The organism is Stutzerimonas sp. Brlt_14 (assembly GCF_051948915.1).
Classification (GTDB): domain Bacteria; phylum Pseudomonadota; class Gammaproteobacteria; order Pseudomonadales; family Pseudomonadaceae; genus Stutzerimonas; species Stutzerimonas stutzeri.
The window spans coordinates 149,783-165,474 of the sequence record NZ_JAYJLM010000004.1 but is presented as its reverse complement, the minus strand read 5'-3'; the positions used below and the strand labels follow the sequence as shown (position 1 = coordinate 165,474).

Genomic DNA, 15,692 nt, shown 5'->3' with positions numbered 1-15,692 from the left:
GTGGCTGCCACCGGCGTTTCTTTGCTAATGTCGCGCCCGTTTCCGACTCGCCGCCGACGACAGGTTCCCGCCATGGCCCGCAAGAAAGCTGCACTCGATTTCGAACAATCCCTTGCCGAGCTGCAACAGCTGGTGGAGCGCCTGGAGAGCGGCGAGCTGTCGCTGGAAGACTCGCTGACCTGCTTCGAACAGGGCATCGGCCTGACCCGCGACTGCCAGGCGGCGCTGAGCCAGGCCGAGCAGAAGGTGCAGATCCTGCTGGAACGCGACGGCAGCCTGCAGGAAGCCCCCTTCGAGTCGGACCCCGAAGCATGATGATCGGCGACTACCAGAAAGGCTGTCAGCAGCGCGTCGACGGCTGCCTCGAAGCCCTCTTCGTCCCGCCGCTGCCGCAGCTCGAGCGGCTCTACCAGGCCATGCGCTACAGCGTGATGAACGGTGGCAAGCGCGTCCGCCCGCTGCTGGTCTACGCCGCCTGCGAAGCACTGAATGGTGACAAGGCCAGCGCCGACGGCGCCGCCTGCGCGGTCGAGCTGATCCACGCCTATTCGCTGGTGCACGACGATCTGCCGGCCATGGACGACGACGACCTGCGTCGCGGCCAGCCCACCACCCACAAGGCTTTCGACGAGGCCTGCGCCATCCTTGCCGGCGACGGCCTGCAGAGCCTGGCCTTCGAGGCCATGGCCCAGGAACGCCACAACCCGCAGGATGCTGCCCTGCGCCTGCGCATGTTCGCCGTGCTGGCGCGCGCCGCCGGGCCTGCGGGGATGGTTGGCGGCCAGGCCATCGACCTCGGCTCGGTGGGCCTCAAGCTCGATCGCGATGCCCTCGAGCTGATGCACCGGCACAAGACCGGGGCGCTGATCGAGGCCAGCGTGCAACTCGGCGCCCTCGCCAGTGGCCGTGCCGATGCCGACAACCTCGCCTCGCTGAGCCAGTATGCACGCGCCATCGGCCTGGCCTTCCAGGTCCAGGACGATATCCTCGACGTGGAAAGCGACACCGCCACGCTCGGCAAGCACCAGGGCGCCGACATCGCCCGGGACAAACCGACCTACCCGGCCCTGCTCGGCATGGACGCGGCCAAGGCCTACGCCCTGGAACTGCGCGACCAGGCACTGCACGCCCTGCGGCCTTTCGACTTCGCCGCCGAGCCGCTAAGGGAACTGGCGCGCTACATCGTTGAACGGCGCAATTGACCTTTCGCCGAAATCGCAGTCAAACCCCTACCGGACCCGGGGCCGTTCTTATCGAGGGGCCCATCGGGTAAACTGCCGCTCTTTTTTCAACGACAACGATCCGCCTGATGCCCAAGACGTTCCATGAGATTCCTCGGGTGCGCCCCGCGACGCCCGTTCTTGACCGAGCGGCGACCCCCGAGCAGCTGCGCCGACTGGGCGAGGCGGAACTCGAAGAGCTTGCCAACGAACTGCGCCAGGAGCTGCTGTACAGCGTCGGCCGCACCGGCGGGCACTTCGGCGCCGGCCTCGGCGTGATCGAACTGACCATCGCCCTGCACTACGTCTACGACACACCGGACGACCGGCTGGTCTGGGACGTGGGCCACCAGGCCTATCCGCACAAGATCCTCACCGGCCGCCGCGAGCGCATGGGCACCCTGCGCCAGAAGGACGGCCTGGCCGCCTTTCCGCGCCGGGTCGAGAGCGAGTACGACACCTTCGGCGTCGGTCATTCCAGCACCTCGATCAGCGCCGCCCTGGGCATGGCAGTCGCCGCGCGTCTGAAAGGCGAACAGCGCAAGTCCATCGCGGTGATCGGTGACGGTGCGCTGACCGCCGGCATGGCCTTCGAGGCGCTCAACCACGCCCCGGAAGTCGGCGCCAACATGCTGGTCGTGCTCAACGACAACGACATGTCGATCTCGCGCAACGTCGGCGGCCTGTCCAACTACCTGGCCAAGATCCTCTCCAGCCGCACCTATTCGAGCATGCGCGAAGGCAGCAAGAAGATCCTCTCGCGCCTGCCAGGCGCCTGGGAAATCGCCCGCCGCACCGAGGAATACGCCAAGGGCATGCTGGTGCCCGGCACCCTGTTCGAGGAACTGGGCTGGAACTACATCGGCCCCATCGACGGCCACGACCTGCCGACCCTGATCGCCACTCTGCGCAACATGCGCGACCTCGACGGCCCGCAGTTCCTCCATGTGGTGACGAAGAAGGGCAAGGGCTTCGCCCCGGCCGAGGCCGACCCCATCACCTGGCATGCAATCAGCAAACTGGAGCCAGTCGGCGCGCCGCCAGCGCCGAAGAAGCCCACGGGGCCGAAATACTCCAACGTCTTCGGCCAGTGGCTATGCGACATGGCCGCCGCCGACCCGCGCCTGACCGGCATCACCCCGGCGATGAAGGAAGGCTCCGACCTGGTGGCGTTCAGCGAACGCTATCCGGACCGCTACTTCGACGTCGCCATCGCCGAGCAGCACGCGGTCACCCTGGCTGCCGGCATGGCCTGCGAAGGCCTGAAGCCGGTGGTGGCGATCTACTCCACCTTCCTCCAGCGCGCCTACGATCAGCTGATCCATGACGTCGCGGTGCAGAACCTCGATGTGCTGTTTGCCATCGACCGCGCCGGCCTGGTCGGCGAGGACGGCCCGACCCATGCCGGCAGCTTCGACCTGTCCTACCTGCGCTGCATCCCCGGCATGCTGGTGATGACGCCCAGCGACGAGAACGAGATGCGCCGCATGCTCACCACCGGCTACCACTTCGAAGGCCCGGCCGCAGTGCGCTACCCGCGCGGCAGCGGCCCCAACGCCAGCATCGAGCCGGCCCTGGAACCGCTGGAAATCGGCAAGGCCGTGGTGCGCCGTCAGGGCAGCAAGGTGGCGCTGCTGGTGTTCGGCGTGCAGCTGCCCGAGGCGCTGCAGGTCGGCGAGGCGCTGGACGCCACGGTGGTCGACATGCGTTTCGTCAAACCGCTGGACGAAGCCCTGCTGCGCGAACTGACGGGCAGCCACGAGCTGCTGGTGACGGTCGAGGAGAACAGCATCATGGGCGGTGCCGGCAGTGCGGTGGCCGAGTTCCTCGCTGCCGAAGGCGTGCTGCGACCGATCCTGCACCTGGGCCTGCCGGACTACTACGTCGAGCACGCCAAGCCCAGCGAAATGCTCGCCGAGTGCGGCCTGGATGCAGCCGGCATCGAAGCGGCGGTGCGCAAGCGCCTGGCAGCACTCGGCAAAGCCTGACGTCGTTTTGGTGGATGGGTGAAGCGTCATCCACCCTACGATCACAACGCCGCTGAGTGGGAGGCGTAGAGTGGAAAACTGCGCAGCATTTTCCACGAGCGTGGCTCCGCTGCGGTGGATGGGTGGAGCGTCACCCACCCTACACTGGCAACTCCGAGTCGCCCCGTTGGCAGACAATCCCGTTTCTCAAAGCGGCGGATTTCAGCCACGCAACAACAAATTACCCTCGATCGGCACGTAACGCGTTGCCGCACGGATCAATGACTGCGCGGTGAGCCCCGGCACGCCGTAGGCAGTGGCCTCGACGCCAGCGGCTCGCACCCGTTCGAGCAGCAGGTCGAAATCACCGTCACCGGATGCCAGCACCACCTCGTCGACCCGCGCCGCTGCATCCAGCACATCGATGGTGATACCCACGTCCCAGTCGCCCTTGGCCGAGCCGTCGCTGCGCTGGATATAGGGTTTGAGCTTCACCGTGAAGCCCAGCTTGCGCAGGATCTGCTGAAACTGCTGCTGGCGCGGATCGCCGCGCTCGATGGCGTAGGCATAGGCTTCGACGATAGTGCCGCGCCGGCTGACATCGGCCCACAGCGCCGAATAATCGAAATGACAGCCATGGGCCTGGCGCACGGTGTAGTAGAGGTTCTGCACATCGGCGAACAGGGCGATCTTCTTCACGCGGCGGCCTGAAATCTGAATGGACCGCCAGTATGGACGGCGAAATCGCGCATGTCCCGCCTCGCCCGCATCCGTTACAGTGGCGCCCCCCGAAACGCTCCCTGACTGCGGACTGCAATGAACGTTCTTGCCATCCTGCGCGACGCCTGGTTTTTCTACTCCCGCCACTTCCTGACCATCGTCCGGCTCTGCCTGCCGCTGATTCTGCTGGAAAGTCTGACCCGTCTGGGGATCGATCACTGGCTCGGCGATAACGCACCGCCCGCCCTGGACCTGCTGGTGGGCCTGATCTTCTACCCGCTGTACGTCGGCGCGCTGATCCTCTTTCTGGACGCGCGCAGCCGTGGCCATGATCCGGCTCTGGGCGCGGTCTATGCCCGGGCGCTGCCATTGTGGCCAGCATTGGCAGTGCTTTCGGGGCTGGGCACGCTGTTGATCCTGCTCGGTGCCTCGCTGTTCGTGCTGCCGGGCATCTGGGTAATGGTCAAGATCGCCTTCGCCGAGTACCTGCTAGTGCTGCGCGGGCTGACGCCGCTGGCAGCGCTGAAGCAGAGCTTCCAGCTCACCCGCGGGCATTTCCTGTTGGTCCTTGGCTGTGTGATGACCGTGCTGTTGCCGGTCTGGATGCTCGAGGTCTGGATCGCCGCTCAGCTGTTCGCTGACGAGACCCCGCCGCTATTGCCGGCGATGCTGCTGGATGGCGTGGTCGGCCTGCTGCAACTGCTGCCGACCATCATGCTGTTCCGCTGCTTCATGCTCTGCAGCGAACCGCCGGCAAGGCAGTCGGAGCCCGGCTGAGACGCCGTTCGGCTGGTCCCGCGGTCAGGCGTCGACGGCCTGCTAGGCTTGCGTGGCCATTCAAGGAGAACGCACCATGGCCGAACAGAACCCCAGCATCCTTTCCCACATTTCCCTGGGCAGCAATCGCTTCGACGAGGCGGTTGCCTTCTATGACCAGGTCCTCGCCACCCTCGGCTGCAAACGCATCCTCGAACACCCGGGTGCGGTCGCCTGGGGCCGCGAATATCCCGAATTCTGGGTCCAGCGCCCCTTCGACGGCGGCACCGCCTCCGTCGGCAACGGCACCCATGTGGGCTTCTTCGCCGCCGATCAGGCTGCCGTGGATGCCTTCCACCGAGCCGCCATCGCCGCCGGCGCGGTCGATGAAGGCGCCCCCGGACCACGGCCGGAGTATGGCGAGCCCTATTACGGTTGCTTCGTCCGTGATCTGGACGGTCACAAGATCGAGGCGGCCTACTGGGACGCCGCGCTGATGGAGCAGCTCTACGGCAGCGGCGAGTGACCGCGGAGCATCAGGTTCGAGTGCCGAGCAGCCGTGGCAGCAGCAGGTGCTGGTACAGCCGCGGGCACCAGCGCGCCAGCAGCCGCGCCTTCCAGTCGAGATTGGAGTGCACCAGCAACGCGCGCCGACGCAGCGCGGCCTGGTAGATCGCCTCGGCGACATCCTGCGGCGAGGCGACCCGACCGATGTCCAGCACCGGCGACGGCGCGGTGGAGCCGTCGCCGACCAGCACGTTCTTGCGCAGGTCGGTGGCGGTGTAACCGGGGCAGACCAGCATCACATGCACCCCGGTATCGCTCAGCTCGCCGCGCAGCGTCTCGAACAGCCCGTGCAGCGCGTGTTTGCTGGCGTTGTAGGCGGCGCGGTTGGGCACAGGGGCATACTGCGAAAGCGAGCTGAGCACGATGATCTGCCCGTCCCGGGCGATCAGGCTGGGCAGCGCCGCCTGGGTGCAATGCAGCGCGCCGTAGAAATTCACCGCCATCACCCGCTGGAACACCGCCAGGCTGGTGTTGGCCACCGGGCTGCGATGGGTGATGCCTGCATTGTTGACCAGCACGTCGATGCCGCCGTAACGCTCGATCACCAGCGTCACCGCACGCTGCACCGCCTCGGCATCGCTGACGTCGCAACACAGCCCCAGCGCCTCGGCGTTGTGGTGATCGGCCAGATGCTGCACCAGGCCATCCAGCGCATCCTGATGCAGATCGAAGATCACCAGCCGCGCGCCAGCCTGGGCCATGCGTACCGCCAGGGCGCGGCCGATTCCGGCGCAGCCGCCGGTGATCAGCACCAGCTTGCGGTTGAACACCTTGCGATCGAACACCTTGCGCTGCATACCTGTACTCCTCGCCCGCGACATCGCGCCTTGCCTTGAGCATAGGTCGAGATAAGCGGACATACCTCACGTCACGGCAAGATGCCTCATGGACAACAGCGCAACGCCTGCGCATGCTTGCCGGACCAGCGCAAGCCAGTGATCGATCTCTTGAAAGCATTTCTCCAACTGGCCGTGGCCCTGCTCTGCAGTCTGTCTGCCGGGGCCATGGCTTCGCAGCGAATTCTCAACGTCGGCTATTACGAATTCGCCCCCGCCATCTATACCGACGCCCACGGCACGGCGCGTGGCGAGCTGGCGGAGCTGACTCGGCGTGTCGCCCGCCAGGCCGGCTACGGCGTGCACTTTCGCGCGCTGCCCGGCGCACGGCTCTATGCGGCGCTGGAGAATGGCAGCATCGACCTCTGGCCAGGTGCCCGGGGCAAGCCCGAGCTGGCCGCCCATACGCTGGAGGGTCGGCATACCCTCAGCCAGATCAACCTCAACCTCTATCACCGCGCCGGCACACCGGTGCCGCGCATTCCCGACGATCTGGCCGGCAAGGCGCTGATTCTGATCGGCGGCTACAGCTACTGGCCGAACATCAACGCGATCCTCGAGAACCCGGCGCTCGACCTGCGCCTGCTGCGCACCAGCAATCACCTGTCGGCGCTGGAAATGCTGCGGCGCAAGCGCGGCGACTACCTGCTCGACTACCAGATCCCGGTGGAGCAGGCCCGGCAGCGCCTGAACATGGAAGAGCTGCCCTACCTGCGCCTGACCCAGGTGCCGATCCACTTCATCGTTTCACGCCATGCGCAAGACGCCGAAGCCATCGTCGAGGCACTGGATCAGGCCTACGAAACGCTGCGCCAGGCCGGCGAAGACCTCAGCCTGCCCTCCGACTGAGCCTCATTGCCCGCGGGGCTTGGCCCGGGCGGTGGGCTCGGCGATCAGCGGATCGTCCGGCCAGTAATGCTTGGGATAGCGCCCCTTCAGATCCTTCTTCACCTCGGCATAGGTATTGGCCCAGAAGCTCGCCAGGTCCTGGGTGACCTGTACCGGCCGGCGCGCCGGCGACAGCAGGTGCAGCTTAACGACCTGCCGGCCGCCGGCGATACGCGGCGTGTCGGCCAGGCCGAACAGCTCCTGCAGACGCACCGCCAGCACCGGCGGCTGCTCGCTGTAGTCCAGCCGAATGCGCGAGCCGGAGGGCACCGTGACGGCCACCGGTGCCTGCTCCTCCAGGCGCTGCGGCAGCGGCCAGGGCAGCAGGGTGGCGAGCATCGCGGCGAGATCGAGCTGGGCGAAGTGCGCCAGCCGCGTGACCTTGCCCAGGTAAGGCAGCAGCCAGTCCTCCAGGCGTGCCAGCAGTGCGGCGTCGCTGACATCCGGCCAGTCGCTGGTGTCGCCCGCATCCAGCTCGAGCTGGCGCAGCAGGCCGATGCGCGCCTGCCACTGGCGCAGCTCCGGCGTCCAGGCCAGCAGTTCCAGCCCCTTGCGCCGCACCAGAGCGAGCAGCGCCTTGCCACGTGCCTCTTCGTCCAGCGTCGGCAGCGGTTCGCGACTGAGCACCAGCTCGCCGACCCGCCGCTGCCGCTCGGCACGCAGCACGCCCTCGCGCTCGTCCCATTCCAGCTCGTCGCGCACGGCGACCTGCTCGGCCAGCGCGCTCTCGAACAAGGCCGGGTCCAGCGCCACGGCGCGATAGATGCGCTCCTCGCGCTGGCCCTGATGGCTGCCCAGCTCGGCGATCACCAACCAGGATTCCTTCATCAGCGGGTCCGGCTCGCCGAACTGCGCCGCGCGGCCGTTGGCCAGCCGATAGCCACCGCCGCCCTCGCGGCGCTGGCGGGCCACCCGGTCCGGATAGGCGAAGGCCAGCAGCGCGGCCAGCGCGTGTTGCTCATCGAGTTCAGCAGCCGGCGCCGCCGCGGCAGCGCGCAGCAAGCTGCGAAACTGCCGGGCCAGTTGCCGGACGCGCTGCACCCCAGCACCACGACCATCCTGCAACTGATGCAGGCGCAGGGCGAGATCGGCTCCGCCGCCGCGCGGCCCGCCGGATTGAATATCACGCTCGACCAGCAGCGCCGCCACGTCGGCAGCCAAGGCAGCCACGCCCAACGCCTGCCCGCGCAGCAGCATGTGCGCCAGGCGCGGATGCACCGGCAGCTCGGCCATCGCCTGGCCGTGGCGGGTCAGCTGCCAGCCGCCGTGCTCGCTGCGCTGCAGCGCACCGAGGCGCTCCAGCAGGGCCTGCGCCTGGCCGTAGGCGGCGGCCGGCGGACGATCGAGCCAGGCCAGCTCGTCGGGCTCGACGCCCCAGCGCGCTAGCTGCAGCGCGACGCCGGCAAGGTCCGCCTGGAGAATTTCCGCCTCACCGTAGGCCACCAGCTGCCCGTGCTGCTCCTCCGACCACAGCCGGTAGCAGGCGCCCGGCTCCAGCCGCCCGGCCCGCCCCGCCCGTTGCGTGGCCGAGGCGCGGGAGATGCGCCGGGTTTCCAGGCGGGTCATGCCACTGCCGGGATCGAAGCGCGGCACCCGCGCCAGCCCGGCGTCCACCACTACCCGTACACCTTCGATGGTCAGACTGGTCTCGGCGATATTGGTCGCCAGCACCACCTTGCGCAGGCCCGCCGGTGCAGGCTCGATGGCCGCACGCTGCTGGGCCAGCTCCAGTTCGCCATGCAGCGGGCAGAGCAGGATGTCGCCGCACCCCTCCAGCTGCTCGGCCAGCGCCTCGTTCACCCGACGGATCTCCGCCTGCCCGGGGAGGAACACCAGCACGCTGCCACGCTCGTCCTGCAGCGCCTGCAGCACCGTCTGCACCACCCGCGGCTCGATGCGCTCGCCCGGCGCCAGCGGGCGGCCCCAGCGCTGCTCCACCGGGTGCATGCGCCCCTCGCTGCGCACCACCGGTGCCTCGTCGAGCAACGCCGACAGGCGCTGGCCCTCCAGCGTCGCCGACATCAGCAGGAGCTTGAGCGGCTCGTCGCGGAGCAGCTGACGCGCATTGAGCGTCAGCGCCAAGGCCAGATCGGCATCCAGGCTGCGCTCGTGGAATTCGTCGAAGATCACCAGCCCGACGCCTTCCAGTGCCGGGTCGTCCTGCAGGCGGCGCGCAAGGATGCCCTCGGTGACCACCTCGATGCGGGTGTTAGGCCCGACCTTGCTGTCCAGGCGGATGCGGTAGCCCACCGTCTCGCCGACCCGCTCGCCCAGCTCGCTGGCCAGGCGTTCGGCGGCGGCGCGGGCGGCCAGCCGGCGGGGTTCGAGCATGATGATGGTCTGCCCGGCCAGCCAGGCTTCGCCGAGCAGCGCCAGCGGCACGCGGGTGGTCTTGCCGGCGCCGGGCGGCGCCTCGAGCACGGCTTCGTCGCGCTGTTGCAGGGCCTGGCGCAACGCCGGCAGAACTTCGTCGATCGGTAGGGAATTCATGAGCACTCGCTTCGGGCAGACGATTCAACAACCGAAGCGCCCGCCCGAAGCTGGACGCATCAGTTGACGCTGTAGCCGCGTCCGGTCAGGCAGGCACCGAGGGCGCGCTTGTAGGTGTCGGCAACGCTGGCCGCCGGGGCCGTCCGGGCGCTGGCCGGGTCGAAACCGCTCTGGCTGACCGCCCAGCTATGGCACTCGTAGCGGTCGCGGCTCTGCTGCTCGGCACTCTGGCCCTTGGCCGGGTAGGCGATCACATCATATCGCGTGGCCTCGCTGGCCGGCAGCGGCGGCTGGCTGACGGGTTCGTAGACGTTGCGCTCGGCATTCCACAGGTAATAGGTTCCGGCGGCGACGAAGTAGAGCATGCTGCCGATCCACACTTCCCGCGCGCCGGCTGGCAGTCCGTGCCCATGACGCGGCCCTGGCGCAGGGTAGGGCCCCGGGCCTCCCGGCCCACGCTGCATGCCCGGACCCGGCCCGGGCGGTGCAGCAAGGGCGGTCGCTGCAACGCAGAAGGAAAGGAACGCGCCGAGCGCGGCGCGCGGCAATGATCCGAACATGGTGGTGCACTCCGAGTGAGAGGAATCGCCACGCGATTATCCGCCTGAGCCGCGCAGGGCTCCGTCAATGCTCGGTAAGGACTGGGTAAAGCTGCCGGGTACCGAACACCCGTGCGTGCGGCATGGTCTGATGTCGAGAAAACATCATCCAGCCCTTGTATAGTTGCGCCACTTTTCCCGGAGGTCTTTATGCGTACCCGTAACCGAATCATCGGCGGCGTGTTGGCCGCTTCCCTGTTCACCCAGCTGACCGCCTGCGGCACGCTGTTCTATCCCGATCGCCGCGGGCAGATCGAAGGCCGCATCGACCCGGCGATTGCGGCTCTGAATGCAGTCGGCCTGATCTTCTACCTCCTCCCTGGCCTAATTGCTTTCGGTATCGACTTCGCCACTGGCGCGATCTACCTGCCCGACGACCAGTACTCCGTTGCGCCGGAGAAACTGCAGGAAGCGATCGGCGCCGATGGGCAGATCGACCAGGCCCGCCTGAAAGCCATCATCGAGGCGGAAACCGGCCGCAGCCTGCCGCTGGACGACCCACGACTGATCCAGCACAACGGCAGCGTCGAGCAGCTGGCCGCTTTCGGCCTGCGCCCGGCCGCCTGACGCGCACAGGGATAGCCGCCGCCGATGAGCATCAATCGCGACCACGCCCGGCTCATGCGCCGGGCCACCGCCGCGGCATTGGCGACGGCCATCCTGCTGGCGCTGAGCAAGGCCGTCGCCTGGTGGCTGAGCGGCTCGGTGAGCCTGCTGGCCGGCCTCACCGACTCGCTGCTGGACGGCGCCGCCTCGCTGCTCAACCTGCTGGCGGTGCACTACTCGCTGCGCCCGGCGGACGACGATCACCGCTACGGCCATGGCAAGGCCGAGGCACTGGCCGGGCTGGGGCAGGCGGCATTCATCTGCGTCAGCGCGATCCTCGTCGGCGTGCAAGGCGTCGACCGCCTGCTGCATCCGCAACCGTTGGGCGCGCAGGGTGTAGGCATCGCGGTGATGATCTTCTCGCTGGTGATGACCGCCGTGCTGCTGACCTACCAGCATCACGTGGTGAAAATCACCGGTTCCACCGCCGTTCGCGCCGATTCGCTGCACTACCGCTCCGACCTGCTGCTCAACAGCAGCATCCTGCTCGCGCTGGTCCTCGCCAGCTTTGGCTGGGAGCGTACCGACGCGTTGTTCGGCATCGCCATCGCCTTTTACATCTTCTGGAGCGCGATCAGCATCGTCCGCGAGGCCGGGGCCGTGCTGATGGATACCGAGCTGTCGCCGGAGATCAGCGAACAGATGCAGCAACTGGTCTGCGAAGTGCCCGGGGTACATGGTTGCCATGACTTCCGCACGCGGGTTTCCGGCACGCGCTGGTTCGTCCAGTTGCACCTGGAACTGCCTGGTGAACTGCCGCTGTCGCAGGCACATGATCTGTGTGTGGCGGTGGAGAATGCGATTCATGACCGCTATCCGAACGCGGAGGTGCTGGTGCATGCCGACCCGCTTGAGGTAGCGCCGCCGAGGCGGTGAGCCTTCGACCAGTGTCAGGCGTCGGGGCGATAGAGCCCCTGTCTGTATCGCTTGCAGGTTTGCAGACCTTGCATCGCCGATCACATCCAAACCCCCACGACGCCCACAACGAAAAAGACCACGCCTGGGCGTGGTCTCTTCGATTCGTCTGGCCGATGGTAACGGCTGCTTCGCACGGTGCCTCGTGAGCGCCGGAGGCCCGGACCGTCGGTCTCGGTAAGACTTTCGGTGACCGCGGCGGGGATCGCGTGCCGTGGTCGTTCTGCCGGGGGCTGAAGTTGAGATAAAGCTTACGCCGCCCCGACCGGCACCGGATTGCGAAGATTGCTGATCAACGCACCTCTTGCGCAATCAACAGCCCTGGATTCATCATCGCGCGCAATCCGATCCCAAAGGCATCCCTCCATGAGCAAACTCGACCGCTACGACCTGCGCATTCTCGCCGAACTGCAGCACGACGCCCGCATCTCGAACCAGGAGTTGGCCGAACGCATCGGACTGTCGCCCTCGCCCTGCTCCCGCCGCGTCAAGCAACTGGAAGACGACGGCTATATCGCTCGCCAGGTAGCCCTGCTCGACCGCAAGAAGCTCGGCCTGACACTGACCGCCTACGTGCTGATCGGCATGGACCGGCACACCCCGGAGCGCTTCGAGCACTTCGAGGGCGTGATCGGACGCTGCCCGGAAGTGCTGGAATGCAGCCTGGTCACCGGCATGGATGCCGACTACCAGCTCAAGGTGGTGGTGCCGGACATGGACCACTACCAGCAGTTCCTGCTCGGTACCCTGACACGTATCGAAGGCGTCTCCAGCGTGCGTTCCAGCTTTGTCCTGCGTCAGGTGGCATCGAGCACCGAGCTGCCACTGGAGCATTTGCGCAGCTGAGACGCAGCGCACAGGCTGTACCCTACTTTCCGAAGGGTTACTGCCTATAATCCGCGCCCTTGTATCCGGTGTCGCCAGGCGCGCCGGACAGCCGAATGCGACGCTCCGTACAGGCGCCGCTCCCGAACCTTCGTGCCAGGGATGCCCCATGAACGACACCAACCGCGTCATGCAGAGCTATGGCCGCTGCTGCGCGAGCCCCCGCTTTTTCGATGACTTCTACGCCACCTTTCTCGCCAGCTCGCCAGCGATACGGGAGAAGTTCGCCCGTACCGACATGACCGCTCAGAAGCAGCTGTTGCGCGCAGGCATCCTCAACCTGGTGCTGTTCGCCCGCGGCATGCCGGACACCAAGCTCCGTGCGCTGGGTCAGAGCCATTCGCGGGCACAGCTGGATATCCATCCGGAGCTCTATGACCTGTGGATCGATGCCCTGCTCGAGACCATCGGGCAACACGACGAGGACCTGCAGCAGGCGGACCTGCAGGCCTGGCGCGCGGTGCTGAACAAGGGCATCGATGTGATCAAGGCGGCCTACTGAATTCGGGCGAGACATTTCGCCGCACCGGCGCCCGGTCGGCGCGATCCGAACGCTTTGCGAGCACGACCGTCCAACCAGCGGTGGCACACGCGCCGCTTTGCGCAGGCGTATACTGCCCCGCTTTCGCGCCCGGCCTGCCACGGGCGCCGTCGTCGAAGTCAGTCAGGAGAACCCTGTGGATCCCGAAGTTTTCGAAAAGTGGATGATGATCGTGCTGGTCGGCGGGCTGATGGCCTTCATGGCCTTCATCATCTGGGACCTGGCCAAGAAGTCCAAGGCCGGTCGCCTCGGCACCGCCATCCTGTTCCTCGGCCTGGGTCTGTGCCTGTTCGCCTTTCTCGCCAAGCCGGTCATCGGTTACATCATCGAAGTGACTCAGGGCATCCCGCACTGAGTTGAGGCACCGGCCGGCGCGCTACAGCTGCGCCGGCACTTCCCGCCACTCGCCCGGCTGCAGGCCGTCCAGCGCCCAGGGGCCGATGCGCACCCGTACCAGGCGCAAGGTCGGCAAGCCAACCGCCGCCGTCATGCGCCTCACCTGGCGATTGCGCCCTTCGCGAATCACCAGCTCCAGCCAGCTGGTCGGTACGCTCTTGCGAAAGCGCACCGGCGGATGGCGCGGCCACAGCTCGGGCTCATCGAGCTGCCGCGCTTCGGCCGGCAGGGTCATGCCGTCGTTCAGCTCGACGCCCTGACGCAGCCGCTCCAGCTGTGTCTCGTCCACCTCGCCTTCCACCTGCACCCAGTAGGTCTTGGGCAGCTTGTGCTTCGGGTCGGCGATACGCGCCTGCAACCGACCGTCGTTGGTCAGCAGCAACAGACCCTCGCTGTCGCGATCCAGGCGCCCGGCGGGGTAGACGCCCGGCACCGAGACGAAGTCCTTCAAGGTCGCACGACCATCGGCATCGGCGAACTGCGTAAGCACGTCGAACGGCTTGTTCAGCAGCAACAGCCGCGGCTCGGCCGGCGGCGCCTTGGCGACGCGCCGCGGCGCAGGCGCTCTGGCAGGCGATCGCGAGGATGGAGAACGCGGTGGACGGGGCATGGCGACGGGTCTCGGAGCGGGCCGGCCATGCTAGAAGCCAGGCCTGCAACGGGCAAGTGGCGGGCCGGCACCGAAATCGGGCAAAGCGGGCCCTGGCAGTGCACCACGCGCCCTGCGATGCACCAGCATGGCTCACCACAAAAGCTGCCGGACCAACCCAGGATCAGCGCAAAGCGGCGTCGTAGAAGGCTTTGCGCCATTTGGCACGGATGCTGCCATTGCTCCAGGCGTTCCGATGTACCCAGCCCACAGTTGCGCACGGACAGCCAAGGAGCCCCAAATGAAACGCCGTCCTCTGATCAAGACCACCCTCGCCGCCAGTGCCCTGATGCTCAGCGGTCTGTTCCCTTTTACCCTGCAGGCCGCCGAAACCATCAAGGTCGGCATCCTGCATTCGCTGTCCGGCACCATGGCCATCTCCGAGACCTCGCTCAAGGATATGGCGCTGATGACCATCGACGAGATCAACGCCAAGGGCGGCGTGCTCGGCAAGCAGCTCGAGCCGGTGGTGGTCGATCCGGCTTCCAACTGGCCGCTGTTCGCCGAGAAAGGCCGTCAGCTGCTGACCCAGGACAAGGTCGCGGTGACCTTCGGTTGCTGGACTTCGGTTTCGCGCAAATCCGTGCTGCCGGTCTATGAAGAACTCAACGGCCTCTTGTTCTACCCGGTGCAGTACGAAGGCGAGGAACTGTCGCCGAACGTCTTCTACACCGGCGCCGCACCGAACCAGCAGGCCATCCCGGCCGTCGAGTACCTGATGAGCGAAGACGGCGGCAGCGCCGAGCGCTTCTTCCTGCTCGGTACCGACTACGTCTACCCGCGCACCACCAACAAGATCCTGCGCGCCTTCCTGATCAGCAAGGGCGTGCCGGAATCCAGCATCGAAGAGGTCTACACCCCCTTCGGTCACAGCGATTACCAGACCATCGTCGCCAACATCAAGAAGTTCGCCGCCGGCGGCAAGACGGCCGTGGTGTCGACCATCAACGGCGACTCCAACGTGCCCTTCTACAAGGAGCTGGCCAACCAGGGCCTGGACGCTACCGACGTTCCGGTCGTCGCCTTCTCGGTCGGTGAAGAAGAGCTGCGTGGCATCGACACCAAGCCGCTGGTCGGCCACCTGGCCGCCTGGAACTACTTCCAGTCGGTGGAGAACCCGGTCAACGAAGCCTTCGTCAGCAAGTGGAAGGCCTACGCCAAGGCCAAGAACCTGCCGGGCGCCGACAAGGCGGTGACCAACGACCCGATGGAGGCCACCTACGTCGGCATCCACATGTGGGCGCAGGCGGTCGAGAAGGCCGGCAGCACCGAGGTGGACAAGGTGCGCGATGCACTCGCCGGGCAGACCTTCAAGGCACCGAGCGGCTACACCCTGACCATGGACGAGAAGAACCACCACCTGCACAAGCCGGTGATGATCGGCGAGGTCCAGGAGGACGGTCAGTTCTCGGTGGTCTGGGAAACCGAAAGCCCGGTCCGCGCCCAGCCGTGGAGCCCCTACATCCCGGGCAACGACAAGAAGCCGGATTACGCGGTGAAGTCCAACTAACCGCTGCGGTCGTCATGGTGGATGGGTGACGCACCGATTTCGCGTCCCGATCCACCCCACGATCGCTCGGCTTTCGTTGGGCGGATCGGGACGCGTAGTCGAGACGTTCTCATCCGCCCGCCCATCGCCGCCACCTCCATCAAGAGA

17 protein-coding genes are annotated in these 15,692 nt (G+C 66.9%); 12 read left to right on the top strand and 5 right to left on the bottom strand.

The annotated features are described in order from the left end of the window. Positions 1-72 precede the first annotated feature (72 nt). The 3 genes from VF716_RS11175 to dxs all read left to right on the top strand — a co-directional run bounded on the left by VF716_RS11175 (position 73) and on the right by dxs (position 3,208). A complete protein-coding gene (locus tag VF716_RS11175; protein ID WP_003283056.1) occupies positions 73-315 on the top strand; it encodes an exodeoxyribonuclease VII small subunit in 243 nt (80 codons plus the stop codon). Beyond that, a complete protein-coding gene (locus VF716_RS11170; protein WP_011914720.1) occupies positions 315-1,202 on the top strand; it encodes a polyprenyl synthetase family protein in 888 nt (295 codons plus the stop codon). The genes VF716_RS11175 and VF716_RS11170 overlap by 1 nt, the downstream gene beginning before the upstream one ends. 107 nt (positions 1,203-1,309) lie before the next feature. After that, positions 1,310-3,208 (top strand): 1-deoxy-D-xylulose-5-phosphate synthase, encoded by a 1,899-nt coding sequence (gene dxs, locus VF716_RS11165; RefSeq protein ID WP_017246496.1) that lies wholly within the window; start codon positions 1,310-1,312, stop codon positions 3,206-3,208. Positions 3,209-3,409: 201 nt separating this feature from the next. Here the strand turns inward: dxs and VF716_RS11160 are convergent, their stop codons facing one another. Further along, positions 3,410-3,886 (bottom strand): LabA-like NYN domain-containing protein, encoded by a 477-nt coding sequence (locus VF716_RS11160; RefSeq protein ID WP_242100299.1) that lies wholly within the window; start codon positions 3,884-3,886, stop codon positions 3,410-3,412. A 117-nt stretch (positions 3,887-4,003) separates the two neighbouring features. Here VF716_RS11160 and VF716_RS11155 point away from each other — a divergent pair, with 117 nt between their 5' ends. Both VF716_RS11155 and VF716_RS11150 read left to right on the top strand, forming a co-directional pair. Next, a complete protein-coding gene (locus VF716_RS11155; RefSeq protein ID WP_014597789.1) occupies positions 4,004-4,684 on the top strand; it encodes a YciC family protein in 681 nt (226 codons plus the stop codon). A 76-nt stretch (positions 4,685-4,760) separates the two neighbouring features. After that, positions 4,761-5,189, top strand: a complete 429-nt coding sequence (locus tag VF716_RS11150) for a VOC family protein (RefSeq protein WP_011914724.1) — start codon at positions 4,761-4,763, stop codon at positions 5,187-5,189. A 10-nt stretch (positions 5,190-5,199) separates the two neighbouring features. Here VF716_RS11150 and VF716_RS11145 read toward each other — a convergent pair whose 3' ends face one another. Next, positions 5,200-6,027, bottom strand: coding sequence for an SDR family oxidoreductase (locus VF716_RS11145; RefSeq protein WP_045633345.1), 828 nt, complete (start codon positions 6,025-6,027; stop codon positions 5,200-5,202). An 81-nt stretch (positions 6,028-6,108) separates the two neighbouring features. Between VF716_RS11145 and VF716_RS11140 the strand changes: the two genes are divergently transcribed. Continuing rightward, positions 6,109-6,915, top strand: coding sequence for a substrate-binding periplasmic protein (locus VF716_RS11140; protein ID WP_095461267.1), 807 nt, complete (start codon positions 6,109-6,111; stop codon positions 6,913-6,915). 3 nt (positions 6,916-6,918) lie between these two features. Here the strand turns inward: VF716_RS11140 and hrpB are convergent, their stop codons facing one another. Both hrpB and VF716_RS11130 read right to left on the bottom strand, forming a co-directional pair. Continuing rightward, the gene (gene hrpB / locus VF716_RS11135; protein WP_254161902.1) at positions 6,919-9,444 is read right to left on the bottom strand and encodes an ATP-dependent helicase HrpB; all 2,526 of its coding nucleotides are present in this window, start codon (positions 9,442-9,444) and stop codon (positions 6,919-6,921) included. Between the two features lie 59 nt (positions 9,445-9,503). Next, entirely contained in the window at positions 9,504-9,809 is a 306-nt protein-coding gene (locus VF716_RS11130) for a hypothetical protein (RefSeq protein WP_014597793.1), read from the bottom strand. A 384-nt stretch (positions 9,810-10,193) separates the two neighbouring features. On the opposite strand from VF716_RS11130, the gene VF716_RS11125 reads away from it, so the two are divergent. The 5 genes from VF716_RS11125 (at position 10,194) to VF716_RS11105 (ending at position 13,345) form a co-directional block, all read left to right on the top strand. Continuing rightward, entirely contained in the window at positions 10,194-10,610 is a 417-nt protein-coding gene (locus tag VF716_RS11125; RefSeq protein ID WP_106442383.1) for a polyribonucleotide nucleotidyltransferase, read from the top strand. A 24-nt stretch (positions 10,611-10,634) separates the two neighbouring features. Next, complete coding sequence (locus VF716_RS11120; RefSeq protein ID WP_011914730.1) at positions 10,635-11,525, top strand: cation diffusion facilitator family transporter; 891 nt, start codon at positions 10,635-10,637, stop codon at positions 11,523-11,525. A gap of 405 nt (positions 11,526-11,930) precedes the next feature. Continuing rightward, entirely contained in the window at positions 11,931-12,410 is a 480-nt protein-coding gene (locus tag VF716_RS11115) for an Lrp/AsnC family transcriptional regulator (protein WP_017246503.1), read from the top strand. A gap of 148 nt (positions 12,411-12,558) precedes the next feature. Further along, positions 12,559-12,951: a globin gene (locus VF716_RS11110; protein WP_013984128.1), complete on the top strand. Its 393-nt coding sequence runs from the start codon at positions 12,559-12,561 to the stop codon at positions 12,949-12,951. A 175-nt stretch (positions 12,952-13,126) separates the two neighbouring features. Continuing rightward, the gene (locus tag VF716_RS11105) at positions 13,127-13,345 is read left to right on the top strand and encodes a DUF2788 domain-containing protein (protein WP_013984129.1); all 219 of its coding nucleotides are present in this window, start codon (positions 13,127-13,129) and stop codon (positions 13,343-13,345) included. Positions 13,346-13,366: 21 nt separating this feature from the next. Here the strand turns inward: VF716_RS11105 and VF716_RS11100 are convergent, their stop codons facing one another. Beyond that, positions 13,367-13,996, bottom strand: coding sequence for a pseudouridine synthase (locus VF716_RS11100; protein WP_230624889.1), 630 nt, complete (start codon positions 13,994-13,996; stop codon positions 13,367-13,369). Positions 13,997-14,276: 280 nt separating this feature from the next. Between VF716_RS11100 and urtA the strand changes: the two genes are divergently transcribed. Continuing rightward, entirely contained in the window at positions 14,277-15,545 is a 1,269-nt protein-coding gene (gene urtA, locus VF716_RS11095; protein WP_011914735.1) for an urea ABC transporter substrate-binding protein, read from the top strand. The last annotated feature ends 147 nt before the right edge of the window (positions 15,546-15,692 follow it).